The sequence below is a fragment of the Actinotalea ferrariae genome, assembly GCF_019733465.1.
In the GTDB taxonomy this organism is placed as follows: domain Bacteria; phylum Actinomycetota; class Actinomycetes; order Actinomycetales; family Cellulomonadaceae; genus Actinotalea; species Actinotalea ferrariae_A.
Genome location: NZ_JACVQL010000075.1, coordinates 1 through 16395 on the forward strand (window position 1 = coordinate 1; position 16395 = coordinate 16395).

Below are 16395 nucleotides of genomic sequence, written 5' to 3' on the forward strand. Positions count from 1 at the left end.
CGCGACGTCCGCGCGCGCGGCCCGGCGCACGGGCGCGGCGGACGACGACCCGGCCGCCACGGCCGCGCTCCCGGCACCGTTCGACGACGAGGCCACGTAGTCCGCAGCGGCTGCGCCCGTGCGGGCCGGTGCCAGCCGGTCCCAGCCGGTGCGAGCCGGTCCGAGCCACCCCGCCGGACCTGCCAGAATGCAGGGCATGGCCAGCGCACCCACGGCAGCGTCGCGCCCCCGGATCCTCTCCGGGATGCAGCCGACGTCGGACTCCCTGCACCTCGGCAACTACCTCGGCGCCCTGACGAGCTGGGTCGCGCTCCAGGACGACTACGACGCGCTGTACACCGTCGTCGACCTGCACGCCCTCACGGTCGCCCCGGACCCGAAGCAGCTGCGCGAGCGTACGCGGCGCACGGCCGCCCAGTACCTCGCGGCCGGCGTCGACCCGGCGCGGTCGGTCCTCTTCGTGCAGTCCCACGTCCCCGAGCACACCGAGCTCGCCTGGATCCTCTCGTGCCACACGGGCTTCGGCGAGGCCTCCCGCATGACCCAGTTCAAGGACAAGTCGGCGAAGCAGGGTGCCGAGGGGACCACGGTCGGCCTCTTCACGTACCCCGTGCTCATGGCGGCGGACATCCTGCTGTACGACGCGGCGCTCGTGCCCGTCGGCGAGGACCAGCGGCAGCACCTCGAGATCACGCGCGACCTCGCTCAGCGCGTGAACAGCCGCTACGGCCGCACGTTCGTCGTGCCCGAGGCGCACATCGTCCGGGCGACCGCGAAGATCTACGACCTGCAGGACCCGACGTCGAAGATGAGCAAGTCGGCGTCGGCCCCCGCCGGGCTCATCGAGCTGCTCGACGACCCGAAGGTGGTGGCGAAGCGGATCCGGTCCGCGGTCACGGACACCGAACGCGAGATCCGGTACGACGTCGAGGCCAAGCCCGGCATCGCCAACCTCCTCACGATCTACTCGGCCCTCACGGGCCGGGACGTCGAGGCGATCGTCGCGGACTACGACGGCAAGGGCTACGGCGACCTCAAGAAGGACCTGGCCGACGTCGTCGTCGACTTCCTGACGCCGTTCCAGGCGCGCGTGCACGAGTACCTCGACGCACCGGACAAGCTGGACGACGTGCTCGCCGAGGGCGCGGAGCGGGCCTCCGCGATCGCGCGGGCGACCATGGACCGGGTGCGCGAGACGATCGGCCTGCTGCCGGCGAGGGGACCGCGCGCGTGAGGCTCCCGGAGCGGGTGGGCGACCAGGTGCGGATCGGGGTGGCCCTCCAGGTCCCCGAGCCGTACGGCCCGCAGCTCCAGCGCGCACGCGCCGCCTTCGGCGACCCGCTCGCGCACGACATCCCGCCGCACGTGACGCTGCTGGGGCCGACCGTCGTCGAGCCCGGTGAGCTCGAGGTCGTCCGGGACCACCTCACGGCCGTCGGCAAGGAGCACGCGCCGTTCACCGTGCTGCTGCGCGGGACGGGCACGTTCCGGCCCGTCTCGGCCGTCGTGTTCGTCCAGGTGGTCAAGGGCATCGCGGAGTGCGAGCAGCTCGAGCGCGCGGTCCGGTCAGGGCCGCTCGAGCAGGAGCTGCGGTTCAACTACCACCCGCACGTCACGGTCGCGCACGACGTCCCCGACGACGCCCTCGACCGCGCGTTCGACGAGCTCGCCGGCTTCGAGGCCGAGTTCGAGGTCGACAGCCTCCAGGTCTACGAGCACGGCGACGACGGCGTCTGGCGCGCGGTCCGCGACTTCCCCCTCACGTCCCACCCCCACCCCTGACCCACCCCACCCCTGACCCACCCCACCTACCCTCTTCTCCCGCAAACTGGAGGGAGATGGTGGGGCGCGCCGGCGTGTCACCACGAGGTCGCTCCACTGTGCGGCGTGACCGTCCACAGGGTTGTGAGTGTCCACAGGTCGTAGGACCGCAGGGCTGGGGCCGTCGCAGCGGCGTGGACCATCAGCGGATGGACGAGCCGACCCTGCCGTGGACAGTGGACGGGAAGGCTGCCACCGCCCTGCGGATCACGCCCAACGAGCTGCGAGGTCCCGGCTACGTGCGCGTTCGTCACGGCGTGCGCGTCCCGATCGGCGTCGACGTGACGGACCCCGACATCCGGATCGCCGCCGTCTCGGGTCAGCTGCCGCCGCATGCAGTGCTCGGCGGATGGGCGGCTGCGCGCCTGCACGAGGCCGCGACCGACCCGGACGGCCCTCGCGTCTTCGACGGCGGCCCGAGGTGGGATCGGCGGGCGACGGACGCAGGAGCCCGGGTGCTCGTCTGTGCAGCACCGGACAGCCGTCTCACGACGCGCGCCGACGTCCGCATCCTGCGCTCCGCCGTCGCGCGCCATGAGCGGACGCAGGTCGGCGCGGCGCCCGTCACGACACCGCTTCGTACTGCGTTCGACCTCGTCCGCCTGCTCCCACGGGAGGCCGCGGTCATCGCGGCGGACCGGCTGCTCGCGCTCGGTCTCCTCGACGAGGACGAGCTCCGGATGCGCATCGAGATGGCGCGCGGCTGGGTGGGACGCCCCCGCGCGGCGGCCGTGCTGCCCCTGCTCGACGGGGCTGCGGAGTCACCCCAGGAGTCGGTGCTGAGGCTGCTGTGGCTCGACGCAGGCTTCCCCAAGCCTGCGGGGAACGTCGACGTCCTCGATGCACGAGGTCGCTTCGTCGGCCGGGTCGACCTGCTCGACGAGGAGGCCGGAGTGGCTGCTGAGTACGACGGCGCCGTCCACGCGTCGAGCGACCGTCGGGGCAGCGACCACCGTCGTCACGAGGCGCTCGAGCACCTGGGCCTCACGATGGTCCGCGCCACCGCCGTCGACGTCGGGTCCGCGTCAGCGCGCCATGCGTGGCAGCGTCGCCTTCACCGGGCCTACGCCTCCGTGCGCCGCTCACCACGTCCATGCTCATGGACGACGAAGCCACCACGAACCGGAGCGTCCTCGTGGTGACACGCTGGCGTGTCCTACGAGAACGCTCCAGTTGCGGAGGAGAGGGGCGGGTGCGGGTGGGTTGGGAAGGTTCGGGTCAGAAGGCGCGGGTGATCATGGCTCGCTTGACCTCTTGGATCGCCTTCGTGACTTCGATGCCTCTCGGGCAGGCCTCGGTGCAGTTGAAGATCGTGCGGCAGCGCCACACGCCTTCCTTGTCGTTGAGGATCTCGAGGCGCTGCGCGCCGCCCTCGTCGCGGCTGTCGAAGATGAAGCGGTGCGCGTTGACGATCGCGGCGGGCCCGAAGTACTGGCCGTCCGTCCAGAAGACGGGGCACGACGACGTGCACGCGGCGCACAGGATGCACTTGGTCGTGTCGTCGTAGCGCTCGCGCTGCTCGGGGGACTGGCGGCGCTCCGCCGAGGGCTGGTTCCCGCCCGTGATGAGGAACGGCATGATCTCGCGGTAGGAGGCGAAGAACGGCTCCATGTCGACGACCAGGTCCTTCTCCACCGGCAGGCCCTTGATGGGCTCGACGAGGATCGGCTTGGAGATGTCGAGGTCCTTGAGCAGCGTCTTGCACGCCAGGCGGTTGCGGCCGTTGATCCGCATGGCGTCCGAGCCGCAGATGCCGTGGGCGCACGAGCGGCGGAACGTGAGCGAGCCGTCGACCTCCCACTTGATCTTGTGCATCGCGTCGAGGACGCGGTCGGTGCCGTGCGCCGTGACCGTGAACTCCTCCCAGTACGCCTCCGGCTCGGCGGCGTCGGGGTTGAAGCGACGGATGCGCAGGGTCACGTCGAAGCTCGGGACGGCACCCATGGTGCTGTCCGAGGGCGCGGCGTCGTTCTCGCGGGTGTCGAGTGCGGTCATCAGTACTTGCGCTCCATCGGCTGGTAGCGGGTCACGGTCACCGGCTTCGTGTCCAGGCGGATCTCGGTCTCGCCGGGCACGCCGGTCGCTCGTGCGTACGCCATCGTGTGCTTCATGAACTTCGCGTCGTCCCGGTTCGGGAAGTCCTCGCGGAAGTGCCCGCCGCGCGACTCCTCGCGTGCGAGCGCCCCGACGACGACGACCTCGGCCAGGTCGAGCAGGAACCCGAGCTCGATCGCCTCGAGCAGGTCGGTGTTGTAGCGGCGGCCCTTGTCCTGGACGCCGACGGACAGGTAGCGCTTCTTGAGCGCCCGCACGTCGGCGAGCGCCTGCGTCAGCGACTCCTCGGTGCGGAACACCTGGGCGTTGGCGTCCATCGTGTCCTGCAGGTCGCGGCGGATGTCGGACACCCGCTCGCTCGCCGTGGCGTCGCGCATGCGCTCGATCTCGGTCACGACGGCGGTCGTCGGCTCGTCCGGGAGCTCGACCCACGACGCCGTCTGGGCGTACGCCGCGGCGGCGATGCCGGCGCGCTTGCCGAACACGTTGATGTCGAGGAGCGAGTTGGTCCCCAGGCGGTTGGAGCCGTGGACCGAGACGCAGGCCACCTCGCCCGCGGCGAAGAGGCCGCCGATGACGTCGGTGTTGTTGCGCAGCACCTCGGCGTCGATGGTCGTCGGCACGCCGCCCATCGCGTAGTGCGCCGTCGGGTACACGGGCACCGGCTCGGTGTACGGCTCGATGCCCAGGTAGGTCCGCGCGAACTCCGTGATGTCCGGGAGCTTGGCGTCGATGTGCGCCGGCTCGAGGTGCGTCAGGTCGAGCAGGACGTAGTCCTTGTTCGGGCCCGCGCCACGGCACTCGCGGACCTCGTTCGCCATCGAGCGCGCGACGATGTCACGCGGCGCGAGGTCCTTGATGGTCGGTGCGTAGCGCTCCATGAAGCGCTCGCCCTCGCTGTTGCGCAGGATCCCGCCCTCGCCGCGCGCGGCCTCGGACAGAAGGATGCCGAGCCCCGCGAGGCCGGTCGGGTGGAACTGGAAGAACTCCATGTCCTCGAGCGGGATGCCGCGGCGCAGCGCGAGCGCCATGCCGTCGCCCGTGAGCGTGTGGGCGTTCGACGTCGTCTTGAAGATCTTGCCCGCGCCGCCGGTCGCGAACACCACGGACTTGGCGCGGAACACGTGGATCTCGCCCGTCGAGAGCTCGTAGGCGACGACGCCGCTCACCGCGACGGGCTCGCCCTCGGGCACGTCATCCGTGGAGAGGTCGTGCGTCAGCAGCACGTCGAGCACGTAGAACTCGTTGAAGAACTCGACGTCCTGCTTGACGCACTGCTGGTACAGCGTCTGCAGGATCATGTGGCCCGTGCGGTCCGCCGCGTAGCAGGACCGGCGCACGGCCGCCTCGCCGTGGTTGCGCGTGTGACCGCCGAACCGGCGCTGGTCGATCTTGCCCTCGGGCGTGCGGTTGAACGGCAGCCCCATGCGCTCGAGATCGAGGACGGCGTCGATGGCCTCCTTGGCCATCACCTCCGCGGCGTCCTGGTCCACGAGGTAGTCGCCGCCCTTGACCGTGTCGAAGGTGTGCCACTCCCAGTTGTCGTCCTCGACGTTCGCGAGGGCCGCGCACATGCCGCCCTGCGCGGCGCCCGTGTGGGAGCGCGTCGGGTACAGCTTGGTGAGCACCGCGGTCCGTGCCCGCGTCGAGGACTCCAGCGCAGCCCGCATGCCGGCGCCGCCCGCGCCGACGATGACGACGTCGTACTGGTGGGTCTGCATCAGGTTCTTCGGTCCTTGTCTCGCGGGGGACTCCCCGCGTCAGCTGGTCATGCGTGGGCCACGGTGCGTGACCGGCTCAGGCGGTGCAGAAGGAGGGGAGCAGGTCGGCGGGTGCGCCGGCCGGGCACGGGTCGAACGTGAAGATGACGAGCGTGCCGAGCACGACGACGACGACGAACGAGAGGTACAGGGCGCTCTTGAGCACCACGCGGGTGCCCGTGCGCTCGGCGTAGTCGTTGATGATCGTCCGCACGCCGTTGGTGCCGTGGATCATCGCGAGCCAGAGCATGAGCAGGTCCCAGACCTGCCACAGGGGCGACGCCCACTTGCCGGCCACGAAGCCGAAGTCGATGGCGTTGATGCCGTCGCCGTCGATGAGGTTCATGAACAGGTGGCCGAAGATCAGGACGAGCAGCAGCACGCCGGACGCGCGCATGAACACCCAGCCGTACAGCTCGTAGTTGGTGCGCGTGGTGCGACGGCCGGACCGCGGGCTGCGCGGCGCCGAGACGGTGGGTGCCTGGGTGGCGAGCTGGGCCATCAGTGCCCTCCGAAGACGTTCATGAGGTGCCGCGGGAGGAAGCCCGCCATGGTGACGACGAAGAGGCCGACGACGACCCAGAGCATGACGCGCTGGTAGCGCGGGCCCTTGGACCAGAAGTCGACGAGCATCACGCGGATGCCGTTGAACGCGTGGAAGACGATCGCGGCGACGAGGCCGGCCTCGCCGAGACCCATGACCGGGTTCTTGTAGGTCCCGATCACCGCGTTGTACGCCTCGGGGGAGACCCGGACCAGCGACGTGTCGAGGACGTGGACGAGCAGGAAGAAGAAGATGAGGAACCCGGTCACGCGGTGCGCGACCCAGGACCACATCCCCTCGCGGCCGCGGTAGAGCGTGCCAGCCGGTGCATCGGGCACTGAGGGTTCCTCCCGGGCAGTCGAGGTGACGTCGTCGTCCGGCCGGGACCGTGCGGGACGGCCCGTGGCCCGGAGTCACTGTACGTCCCGACTGTAGTCACCGCCGGGGGGCGCCGATCGTCGCGCCAGGGCCAGGAGTCCTGCTCAGGGCCCCGATCGGGGCCCTTTGTGACCAACACCACAGGTCAGCGCGCCTCCGCCGCCGTCCTGGCAGGATCGGGCGTCATGGCGACGACGACCCCTGACCCCGTACCCGGCTTCCGCGCCGTCGTCCCGGCCGGCGGTGCCGGGACACGTCTGTGGCCGCTCTCGCGAGCGGGGGCACCCAAGTTCCTGCACGACCTCACGGGGACGGGGCGCACGCTCCTCCAGGGGACGGTCGACCGCCTGCTGCCGCTCACGGGGGCCGACGGCGTCGTCGTCGTCACCGGGCAGGCCCACGAGGCCGCGGTGCGCGAGCAGCTGCCCGAGCTCGGGCCCGGCGCCGTCCTCACCGAGCCGTCGCCGCGGGACTCGATGGCCGCGATCGGGCTCGCGGCCGCCGTGCTCGCCGAGCGCGAGGGCGACGTGGTGCTCGGCTCCTTCGCCGCCGACCACGTGATCGACTCCGGCCCCGGCTTCGCGACGGCGGTGCGCGAGGCGGTCGCTGCCGCGCGCGAGGGCTACGTCGTGACGGTCGGCATCCCCGCGAGCGGGCCGTCGACGGCCTTCGGGTACGTGCGGCGGGCGGAGCCGCTGGGGCTCGACGACGCACCGAGCGCGTCCCACGTGCAGGGCTTCACCGAGAAGCCCGACGCGACGACGGCGGCCGAGTACCTCGCCACGGGCGAGTACCGCTGGAACGCGGGCATGTTCGTCGTCCGCGCGCACGTGCTGCTCGGTCACCTCGAGCGGCTGCACCCGCAGCTCCACGCGGGCCTGCGGGAGATCGCCGCGGCCTGGGACACCGACGCGCGCGACGACGTCCTGGCGCGCGTGTGGCCGGGACTGCTGCGGATCGCGATCGACCACGCGATCGCCGAGCCGGTGGCCGCGGAGGGCGGCGTGGCGGTCGTCGACGGGAGCTTCGGCTGGGACGACGTCGGCGACTTCGCGTCGCTCGGCGAGCTGCTGCCCCGGGCGGAGGACGCGGGCGGCGCGCGCGTGCTCGGGGACCCGGCGGACACGCTCGTCGTCGACGCGCGGGACGCGCTCGTCGTCCCGGGCACGGGCCGGCTCGTCGCCGTGCTCGGCGTGGACGACGTCGTCGTGGTCGACACGCCCGACGCCGTGCTGGTGACCACGCGCGAGCACGCGCAGCGCCTCAAGGGCGTGGTGGACGCCGTCCGCGAGCGGGGGCGCACCGACCTCCTCTGACCGCGGCGCACCGGGCCACCCGGGCCAGGAACTAGGCTCGTCGGGTGCTGGAAGCTGCCCGAACCGTCTCCGTCGACCGTCTCAACGCGCGTGTGGACGGCCTCCTGGACGAGCTCGTCGCCTTCCGCCGCGACCTCCACGCGCACCCCGAGCTCGCGCACGCCGAGCGGCGGACCACGGACGTCGTGGCCGCGCGGCTGCGTGCCGCCGGCCTCACCCCGCGCCTGCTGCCGGGCACCGGCCTGGTGTGCGACCTCGGCCCGGGACCCGTCGAGACGGGTCGACGGCGGATCGCGCTGCGGGCGGACCTCGACGCGCTCCCGGTCCCGGACCACTGCCCGCACCCCTGGCGGTCGACCGTGCCCGGGGTGGCCCACGCGTGCGGTCACGACGTCCACACGGCCGCGGTGCTCGGGGCGGGCCTCGTGCTCGCCGAGCTCGCGGAGGCGGGTCGCGTGCCCACGGGGGTCCGGCTGCTGTTCCAGCCGGCCGAGGAGGTGCAGCCCGGGGGTGCCCTCGACGCCATCGAGGCGGGCGCCATGGACGGCGTCTCCCAGGTGTTCGCCGTGCACTGCGACCCCAAGCTCGACGTCGGCCGCGTGGGCACCCGCATCGGCCCGATCACCTCGGCGTCGGACCCGGTCACGGTGACGCTCACCGGGGCGGGCGGGCACACGTCGCGTCCCCACCTCACGGCCGACGTCGTCTTCGCGCTCGGCCAGGTCATCACGCAGGTGCCCACGGTTCTCGGCCGGCGGCTCGACCCGCGCTCGGGCGTCAACCTCACCTGGGGCCAGGTGCACGCGGGGAGCGCGAGCAACGCCATCCCCTCGACAGGCACCCTGCGCGGCACGCTGCGCTGCCTCGACGCGCGCGCGTGGGAGGAGGCGGCGGCCGTGCTCCGCGAGGCGGTCGAGCACGTGGTCGCGCCGTACCGGGTCGACGTCGACGTCCAGCACCACCGAGGCGTGCCGCCGGTCGACAACGACGCCGCCTGCACGCGCCTGCTCGACGCGGCCGCACGCGACGTGCTCGGCAAGGACTCCGTCGAGCTCACCGAGCAGTCGCTGGGCGGGGAGGACTTCGCGTGGCTCCTGACGCGCGCCGCCGGCGCGATGGCGCGGCTCGGCACCCGGACCCCGGGCGGGCGCACCTTCGACATCCACCAGGGCGACTTCGACGTCGACGAGCGCGCGATCGGCGTCGGCGCGCGCCTCCTCGCACGCGTCGCGCTGCTCGCCGGAGCACCGAGGGACGAGCGCGTCCCCGCCTGACGGACGTCCCGCCCGCGCCCGCCGCCCGAACGGCTCAGCGCAACATTCCGGTTGGGTAACAACCGACTGCTGATACCGGCCGGTAACACTGGCGCGTGGTGGGCGCGGTTAGGGTGCGTGGTGCCAGCCGGTCAGGTGCCGGTGGTGACGACGCAGTGACGGAGCGCGCGCCCGCAGGACACCGCACACCCCCGCGGACCTCGGCAGGCAGGCCCACCGGCAGACACCAACAGGAGTACGACGTGACAAGACTGACGCGAGCAGCGGTCCTGACGGCCGCCGCGGCACTCGCCCTCGCCGCCTGCGGCGCGGCGCCCGAGGAGGAGCCCGAGGCGACGACCGGCGGTGGCGAGACGTCCGAGGAGACGGTCGACTACACCGCCTGCATGGTCTCGGACGAGGGCGGCTTCGACGACGCCTCGTTCAACCAGTCCGGCTTCGAGGGCCTCGAGCGCGCCAAGAGCGAGCTCGGCATCGAGACCCGCACGGCCGAGTCGGCGGACCCCGGTCAGTACGCGGGCAACGTGGACTCGATGGTCCAGGAGGGCTGCAACCTCATCATCGGCGTCGGCTTCGCCCTCGAGGACGCGATCCAGGAGGCCGCCGAGGCCAACCCGGACATCAGCTTCGCGCTCGTCGACAGCGCGTTCAGCGACGACAACTTCGCGCCCGTCACGCTCGACAACGCCAAGCCGCTCCTCTTCAACACGCACGAGGCGGCGTTCCTCGCCGGCTACCTCGCGGGCGGCACGACGCAGAGCAAGACGGTCGCGACCTACGGCGGCATGCCCTTCCCGTCGGTCACGATCTTCATGGACGGCTTCTACGACGGCATCCAGAAGTGGAACGAGGACAACGGCGACGACGTCCAGGTCCTCGGCTGGGACAAGGAGGCCCAGAACGGCTCGATGATCGGGAACTTCTCCGACACCGAGGCCGGCCGCTCCACGACCGAGCAGTTCATCGCGTCGGGTGCGGACATCATCCTCCCGGTCGCCGGCCCCGTCGGTGCGGGCTCGCTCAACGCGGCCTCGCAGGCCGAGGGCGTCTCGGTCATCTGGGTCGACTCGGACGGCTACCTCCAGGCGTCGAACGCCGACACCAAGCAGCTCATCCTCACGTCGGTCATCAAGCAGATCGGCACCGCGGTCTTCGACACGATCTCCGCGGCCGTCGACGGCGAGTTCTCGTCCGACCCGTACGTCGGCACGCTCGAGAACGGCGGCGTCGACCTCGCCCCGCTGCACGACTTCGAGGCGACGGTCCCGGCCGAGCTCGTCGAGGCCGTGGACGGCCTGCGTGAGCAGATCATCGCGGGTGAGCTCGAGGTCACCTCGCCGTCGGCCACGCCGACGGAGTGATCGACCGCTAGTCGCACAGGCGGTGGCCCGGGGCGCACGTCGCCCCGGGCCACCGTCGTGCGAGGGCCTGCCCGCCAGGGTCGCCGACGGCGACCGGCCGCAGGTCCTGTGGTGACGCAACGACGCGTCACTAGTCTCGGAGCAGCACCGACGTGGAGGGCGAGGACGCCGTGAGCCTGGAACATCCCTGCGGGGGGCGGTCGTGAAGCTGGAGCTGCAGGGCATCACCAAGCGCTTCGGGCCGCTGGTCGCGAACAATGCGATCGACCTGACGTTCGAGCCGGGCGAGATCCACGCCCTGCTGGGCGAGAACGGCGCGGGCAAGTCCACGCTCATGAACGTGCTGTACGGGCTCTACCAGCCCGACGAGGGCCAGATCCTCGTCGACGGGGCACCCGTGCAGTTCGCGGGGCCGGGCGACGCGATGGCCGCCGGCATCGGCATGGTCCACCAGCACTTCATGCTCGTCCCCGTCTTCACGGTCGCGGAGAACGTCGTGCTGGGGCACGAGCCGACGTCGGGCCCCGCCGGTGTGATCGACCTGACGCGCGCGCGCCGTCTCGTGCGGGAGATCTCGGACCGCTTCGGGTTCGCCGTCGACCCCGACGCGATGGTCGAGGACCTGCCCGTCGGCGTTCAGCAGCGCGTCGAGATCATCAAGGCGCTCAGCCGCGACGCGAAGGTGCTCATCCTCGACGAGCCGACCGCGGTGCTCACGCCCCAGGAGACCGACGAGCTCATCGCGATCATGCGTCAGCTCAAGGACGCGGGGACGTCGATCGTCTTCATCACGCACAAGCTCCGCGAGGTCCGCGCGGTCGCGGACCGGATCACGGTGATCCGGCGCGGCACGGTCGTCGGCACCGCGAGCCCGGAGGACAGCGAGGCGCAGCTCGCGTCGCTCATGGTCGGCCGGACGGTCGACCTCGGCGTCGAGAAGGTGCCTGCCGAGCCGGGCGACGCGACGTTCCAGGTGCGCGACCTCACGGTGCTCGACCCGGTCGGCACGCGCGTCGTCGACGGCGTGAGCCTCGAGGTCCGGCGCGGCGAGATCCTCGCGATCGCCGGCGTCCAGGGCAACGGCCAGTCCGAGCTCGCCGAGGCGATCCTCGGCCTGCGGACCGCGACGGCCGGCTCCATCCAGCTCGACGGGCGTGAGCTGCTCGGCAGCAGCGTCGACGACGTGCTGCGCGCGGGCGTCGGCTTCGTGCCCGAGGACCGCAGCACCGACGGCCTCATCTCGTCGTTCTCGATCGCCGAGAACCTCATCCTCGACCTGCACGCGCAGGCGCCGTACGCGCGCCTGGGCTCGCTCGGACCGGGCCGCGTCGCGGAGAACGCCCACCGCCGCGTCGAGGAGTTCGACGTCCGGCTGACCTCCGTCAAGGACCCGATCAGCACGCTGTCGGGCGGCAACCAGCAGAAGGTCGTCCTCGCGCGCGAGATGTCCCGGCCGCTGCGCCTGCTCGTCGCGAGCCAGCCGACGCGCGGGCTCGACGTCGGCTCGATCGAGTTCGTGCACAAGCGGATCGTCCAGGAGCGGGACAGCGGCACGCCCGTCGTCATCATCTCCACGGAGCTCGACGAGGTGCTCGCGCTCGCCGACCGGATCGCCGTGATGTACCGCGGGCGCGTCATCGGCGTCGTGCCGGGCGGGACGAGCCGCGACGTGCTCGGCCTCATGATGGCCGGCGCGTCCCCCGACGAGGCGCAGCGCGAGGCCGCGACCCACCACACCGTCCTCGGCGACGCCGACACGACCGACGGGATCCCCCTGTGAGCACCACCGACACGCTCGTCGCGCCGTCCGCGAAGCCGAGCACACCCGAGGGCCCGGCGGGTCCGGGCGTCCTGCAGCGCGTCCTCGACGCGTCGTGGCTGACCATCGTGCTCGCGATCCTGCTCGCGCTCGTGGCGTCGTCCGTGCTCATCGCCGCGGCGAACGCCGAGGTCCAGGCGGCTGCCGGCTACTTCTTCTCGCGGCCGGCCGACATGCTCGGCGCGGCGTGGGACGCGATCTACTCGGCGTACTCCGCGCTCTTCCGCGGCGCCGTCTTCGACTACGAGGCCGAGGGCGTCCGGCGGGTCCGGCCGATCACCGAGACCATGACGGCGTCCGTGCCGCTCATCCTCGCGGGCCTCGGTCTCGCCGTGGCGTTCCGCTCGGGGCTCTTCAACATCGGCGCCCAGGGTCAGGTGCTCATGGGCGCGGCGGGTGCGACGTTCGTCGGCATCACCTACGACCTGCCGATCGTCGTGCACGTCCTGCTCTCGTGCCTCGCGGCGATCTCCGTCGGTGCGCTGTGGGCCGGCATCGCGGGCTTCCTCAAGGCCCGGACCGGGGCGAACGAGGTGATCGTCACGATCATGCTCAACAACATCGCCTTCTACCTCGTGTCCTTCCTGCTCACGACGACGCTGCTGCGGCAGGGCGGCACGCGCCCCATCTCGCCCGAGGTCGCGGGCACGTCCCTCATGCCGCGCATGCTGGGGCTGCAGTTCCGCCTCCACTGGGGGTTCGTCGTCGCGATCCTCGCCGCGGTGCTCGTGTGGTGGCTCATGGAGCGCTCGGTGCTCGGCTTCCAGTTCCGCGCGGTGGGTGCGAACCAGCGCGCCGCGCGGACCGCGGGCATCCGGGTCAACCTCGTGTTCGTGCTGGTCATGCTCGTCGCCGGCGGCCTCGCGGGGCTCGGTGGCGCCATGCAGATCCTCGGGACGGACCGGACGCTGCAGGCCTCGAGCGCCGGCTCGATCGGCTTCGACGCCATCACGGTCGCGCTGCTCGGACGCTCCAAGCCCGTCGGCACCGTCCTGGCGGCGCTCCTGTTCGGTGCGCTCCGGGCCGGCTCGCCGCTCATGCAGACGTCGGCGGACACCCCGATCGACATCATCCTCGTGATCCAGGCGTCGATCGTGCTGCTCATCGCGGCGCCGGTGCTCGTGCGCGAGCTCTCCCCGCTGCACCGCGCGGCGCAGCTCTTCGGCTACCGGATGAAGGAGGCCCGCGCGTGAGCATCCAGACCGACCCGGTCCCCAGCAGGATCGTCGACCCCGCGGCCGAGGGGACCGTGCGCGCGCGCATCGCCTGGCGCGGCCCCGTGCTCTACCTCGGGACGGCCCTGGTCGCGCTCGTCTTCTTCGGGCTGCTCACGCCGTCCTCGGAGACGACCCGGTTCATGGTCGCGACGCGTGACGACATGGTCCAGATCGCGCCGTTCGCCGTCCCGTCCCAGGCCACCGCGCTCGTCCTGTCCGTGCTCGCGCTCGGGCTCGCGGCGTGGGCGACGTGGCTCACCGTGCAGCGCCGGCGGGTGCGCACGTGGGTCCCGCTCACCTTCGGCGGGCTCGTCCTGCTGGCCTTCCTCGTCTGGGTGATGGCCGGGAACAGCAACGCGCTGCCCCTGACGGTTCTGCTCACGGGCGCCCTCACGCTGTCGGTGCCGCTGATCTTCGGAGCGCTCTCGGGCGTGCTGTGCGAGCGCTCGGGGATCATCAACATCGCGATCGAGGGCCAGCTGCTCGGCGGGGCGTTCCTCGCGGTCGTCGTCGCGAGCCTCACGGACAACCCGTACGCCGGCCTCGTGGCCGCGCCGGTGGCCGGTGCGCTGGTCGGCCTCGTGCTCGTCATGTTCGCGGTGCGCTACTGGATCGACCAGATCATCGTCGGCGTCGTGCTCAACGTCCTGGTCATCGGCGTCACCAACTACCTCTTCTCGACGGTGCTGACGCAGAACCCCGAGCGGCTCAACTCGCCGCCGCGCCTGCCGACCCTGCCCATCCCCGTGCTCTCGGAGATCCCGGTGCTCGGGCCCGTGCTGTTCAAGCACTCGCTCGTGGTCTACCTCATGTACGTCGCGGTCGCGGTCCTCCAGGTCATGGTGTTCCGCAGCCGGTGGGGCCTGCGCATGCGCGCCGTGGGCGAGCACCCCAAGGCGGCGGACACGGTCGGCATCAAGGTCAACCGCACGCGTGTCATCAACACCGTGCTGGGCGGCGCGGTGGCCGGGCTCGGCGGGGCGGCGCTCGTCTCGGCCGGGCTCGCGTTCACCAAGGAGCTCACGAGCGGCAAGGGCTACATCGCGCTCGCCGCGATGATCCTCGGCCGGTGGAGCCCCAAGGGTGCGCTCGCCGCGGCCCTGCTGTTCGGCTTCGCCGACTCGCTGCGCCAGGTGCTCAACAACCTGGGCTCCCCGGTGCCCAGCCAGTTCCTCTCGATGCTCCCGTACCTCGCGACGATCTTCGCCGTCGCGGGCCTCGTCGGGCGCGTGCGGCCGCCGGCCGCCGAGGGCATCCCGTACACGAAGTGACCCGGACGACCAGCGACCCGCAGCAGCGGGGGAGCGCACGAGAGTGGGGACGGCAGTGACGAGCACCGCAGGCACGACGGGCACGGACGCAGGTCACGACGTCGACTGGGAGGCGCTGCGGGCCGCGGCGCGGGACGTCATGACGCGGGCGTACGCGCCGTACTCCGACTTCCCGGTCGGCTGCGCGGCGCTCGTCGACGACGGGCGCGTCGTCGTCGGCTGCAACGTCGAGAACGCGTCGTACGGCGTGGGCCTGTGCGCCGAGTGCGCCCTCGTCGGTGCGCTGCACACGTCCGGGGGCGGGCGGCTCGTGGCCTTCGCGTGCGTCGACCGCCACGGCAACGCCCTCATGCCGTGCGGACGCTGCCGGCAGCTCCTCTGGGAGCACGGGGGCGCCTCGCTGCTCGTCGACACGGTGAGCGGCATCCGGCCCATGACCGAGGTGCTGCCCGACGCGTTTGGGCCCGCCGACCTGGTGGAGCGCGCATGAGCGCCGGCGGGGACGCCGGAGCCGCTCGCGCGCACGAGACGCACGACGCGGTCGACGTCATCCGGACCAAGCGCGACGGCGGCCGGCTCGACGACGGCCAGATCGACTGGGTCGTCGACGCCTACACGCGCGGCGTCGTCGCCGATGAGCAGATGTCCGCGCTCGCGATGGCGATCCTGCTCAACGGCATGGACCGCGCCGAGATCGCCCGCTGGACGGCCGCGATGATCGCGTCGGGCGAGCGGATGGACTTCTCCGCGCTCTCCCGGCCGACGGCGGACAAGCACTCGACCGGTGGCGTCGGGGACAAGATCACGCTGCCGCTCGCGCCCCTCGTGGCGGCGTGCGGGGTCGCGGTGCCGCAGCTGTCGGGCCGCGGTCTGGGCCACACGGGCGGCACGCTCGACAAGCTCGAGGCGATCCCGGGCTGGCGCGCGGCGCTCACCAACGACGAGATGATGCGGCAGCTCGAGGACGTCGGCGCCGTCATCTGCCAGGCCGGCTCGGGCCTCGCGCCCGCCGACCGCAAGCTCTACGCGCTGCGCGACGTCACGGGGACGGTCGAGGCGATCCCGCTCATCGCGAGCTCGATCATGAGCAAGAAGATCGCCGAGGGCACGGGCGCCCTCGTCCTCGACGTCAAGGTCGGCAGCGGCGCGTTCATGAAGGACCTCGACCGCGCGACGGAGCTCGCCCGCACGATGGTCGCGCTCGGCACCGACGCCGGCGTGCGCACGGTCGCGCTCATCACGGACATGTCGACGCCGCTCGGCCTCACCGCGGGCAACGCGCTCGAGGTGCGGGAGTCGGTCGAGGTGCTCGCGGGCGGCGGGCCGCCCGACGTCGTCGAGCTCACGGTGGCGCTCGCGCGCGAGATGCTCACGGCCGCGGGCCGGGACGACGTCGACCCGGCCGACGCCCTCGGGGACGGCCGCGCGATGGACGTCTGGCGGCGGATGATCTCCGCGCAGGGCGGCGACCCGGACGCGCCGCTGCCGGTGGCGCGCGAGACCGAGGTGGTGCTCGCGCCGGCCGACGGCGTGCTCGTCGGGCTCGACGCCCTGGCCGTCGGCGTCGCGGCGTGGCGCC

The 16395-nt window shown here is 72.2% G+C and carries 15 protein-coding genes; 11 read left to right on the forward strand and 4 right to left on the reverse strand.

Going from position 1 to position 16395, the window contains the following annotated elements; all coding sequences use genetic code 11:
- The first annotated feature begins 187 nt into the window (after positions 1–187).
- From trpS to ICW40_RS06710, 3 genes are all read left to right on the forward strand, one after another.
- A complete protein-coding gene (trpS, locus tag ICW40_RS06700) occupies positions 188–1234 on the forward strand; it encodes a tryptophan--tRNA ligase (RefSeq protein ID WP_221653057.1) in 1047 nt (348 codons plus the stop codon).
- Positions 1231–1782: a 2'-5' RNA ligase family protein gene (locus ICW40_RS06705; protein WP_221653058.1), complete on the forward strand. Its 552-nt coding sequence runs from the start codon at positions 1231–1233 to the stop codon at positions 1780–1782. The genes trpS and ICW40_RS06705 overlap by 4 nt, the downstream gene beginning before the upstream one ends.
- Before the next feature lie 188 nt (positions 1783–1970).
- On the forward strand, positions 1971–2963 hold the full coding sequence (locus ICW40_RS06710; protein ID WP_221653059.1) for an endonuclease domain-containing protein: 993 nt from the start codon (positions 1971–1973) through the stop codon (positions 2961–2963).
- Positions 2964–3039: 76 nt separating this feature from the next.
- On the opposite strand, the gene ICW40_RS06715 is transcribed toward ICW40_RS06710, so the two are convergent.
- The 4 genes from ICW40_RS06715 to sdhC all read right to left on the reverse strand — a co-directional run bounded on the left by ICW40_RS06715 (position 3040) and on the right by sdhC (position 6518).
- Positions 3040–3816, reverse strand: coding sequence for a succinate dehydrogenase iron-sulfur subunit (locus ICW40_RS06715; protein WP_221653060.1), 777 nt, complete (start codon positions 3814–3816; stop codon positions 3040–3042).
- A complete protein-coding gene (gene sdhA / locus ICW40_RS06720) occupies positions 3816–5597 on the reverse strand; it encodes a succinate dehydrogenase flavoprotein subunit (protein WP_221653061.1) in 1782 nt (593 codons plus the stop codon). The genes ICW40_RS06715 and sdhA overlap by 1 nt, the downstream gene beginning before the upstream one ends.
- Positions 5598–5673: 76 nt before the next feature.
- A complete protein-coding gene (locus tag ICW40_RS06725) occupies positions 5674–6138 on the reverse strand; it encodes a succinate dehydrogenase hydrophobic membrane anchor subunit (RefSeq protein ID WP_221653062.1) in 465 nt (154 codons plus the stop codon).
- Positions 6138–6518: a succinate dehydrogenase, cytochrome b556 subunit gene (sdhC, locus tag ICW40_RS06730; RefSeq protein ID WP_221653063.1), complete on the reverse strand. Its 381-nt coding sequence runs from the start codon at positions 6516–6518 to the stop codon at positions 6138–6140. The genes ICW40_RS06725 and sdhC overlap by 1 nt, the downstream gene beginning before the upstream one ends.
- Positions 6519–6743: 225 nt before the next feature.
- Between sdhC and ICW40_RS06735 the strand changes: the two genes are divergently transcribed.
- The 8 genes from ICW40_RS06735 to ICW40_RS06770 all read left to right on the forward strand — a co-directional run.
- Positions 6744–7874, forward strand: coding sequence for a mannose-1-phosphate guanylyltransferase (locus ICW40_RS06735; protein ID WP_221653069.1), 1131 nt, complete (start codon positions 6744–6746; stop codon positions 7872–7874).
- Between the two features lie 44 nt (positions 7875–7918).
- A complete protein-coding gene (locus ICW40_RS06740) occupies positions 7919–9148 on the forward strand; it encodes an amidohydrolase (RefSeq protein ID WP_221653064.1) in 1230 nt (409 codons plus the stop codon).
- A 242-nt stretch (positions 9149–9390) separates the two neighbouring features.
- On the forward strand, positions 9391–10509 hold the full coding sequence (locus ICW40_RS06745; RefSeq protein ID WP_221653065.1) for a BMP family lipoprotein: 1119 nt from the start codon (positions 9391–9393) through the stop codon (positions 10507–10509).
- Between the two features lie 202 nt (positions 10510–10711).
- Positions 10712–12289: an ABC transporter ATP-binding protein gene (locus ICW40_RS06750; RefSeq protein ID WP_221653066.1), complete on the forward strand. Its 1578-nt coding sequence runs from the start codon at positions 10712–10714 to the stop codon at positions 12287–12289.
- On the forward strand, positions 12286–13521 hold the full coding sequence (locus tag ICW40_RS06755; RefSeq protein ID WP_221653067.1) for an ABC transporter permease: 1236 nt from the start codon (positions 12286–12288) through the stop codon (positions 13519–13521). Before ICW40_RS06750 ends, ICW40_RS06755 begins: the two co-directional genes overlap by 4 nt.
- Complete coding sequence (locus ICW40_RS06760; protein ID WP_308121673.1) at positions 13518–14816, forward strand: ABC transporter permease; 1299 nt, start codon at positions 13518–13520, stop codon at positions 14814–14816. Before ICW40_RS06755 ends, ICW40_RS06760 begins: the two co-directional genes overlap by 4 nt.
- 139 nt (positions 14817–14955) lie before the next feature.
- On the forward strand, positions 14956–15306 hold the full coding sequence (locus tag ICW40_RS06765) for a cytidine deaminase (RefSeq protein ID WP_221653071.1): 351 nt from the start codon (positions 14956–14958) through the stop codon (positions 15304–15306).
- Positions 15303–16395, forward strand: a 1093-nt coding sequence (locus ICW40_RS06770; protein WP_221653068.1) for a thymidine phosphorylase, incomplete at its 3' end; no start/stop codon positions are given. The genes ICW40_RS06765 and ICW40_RS06770, both read left to right, overlap by 4 nt.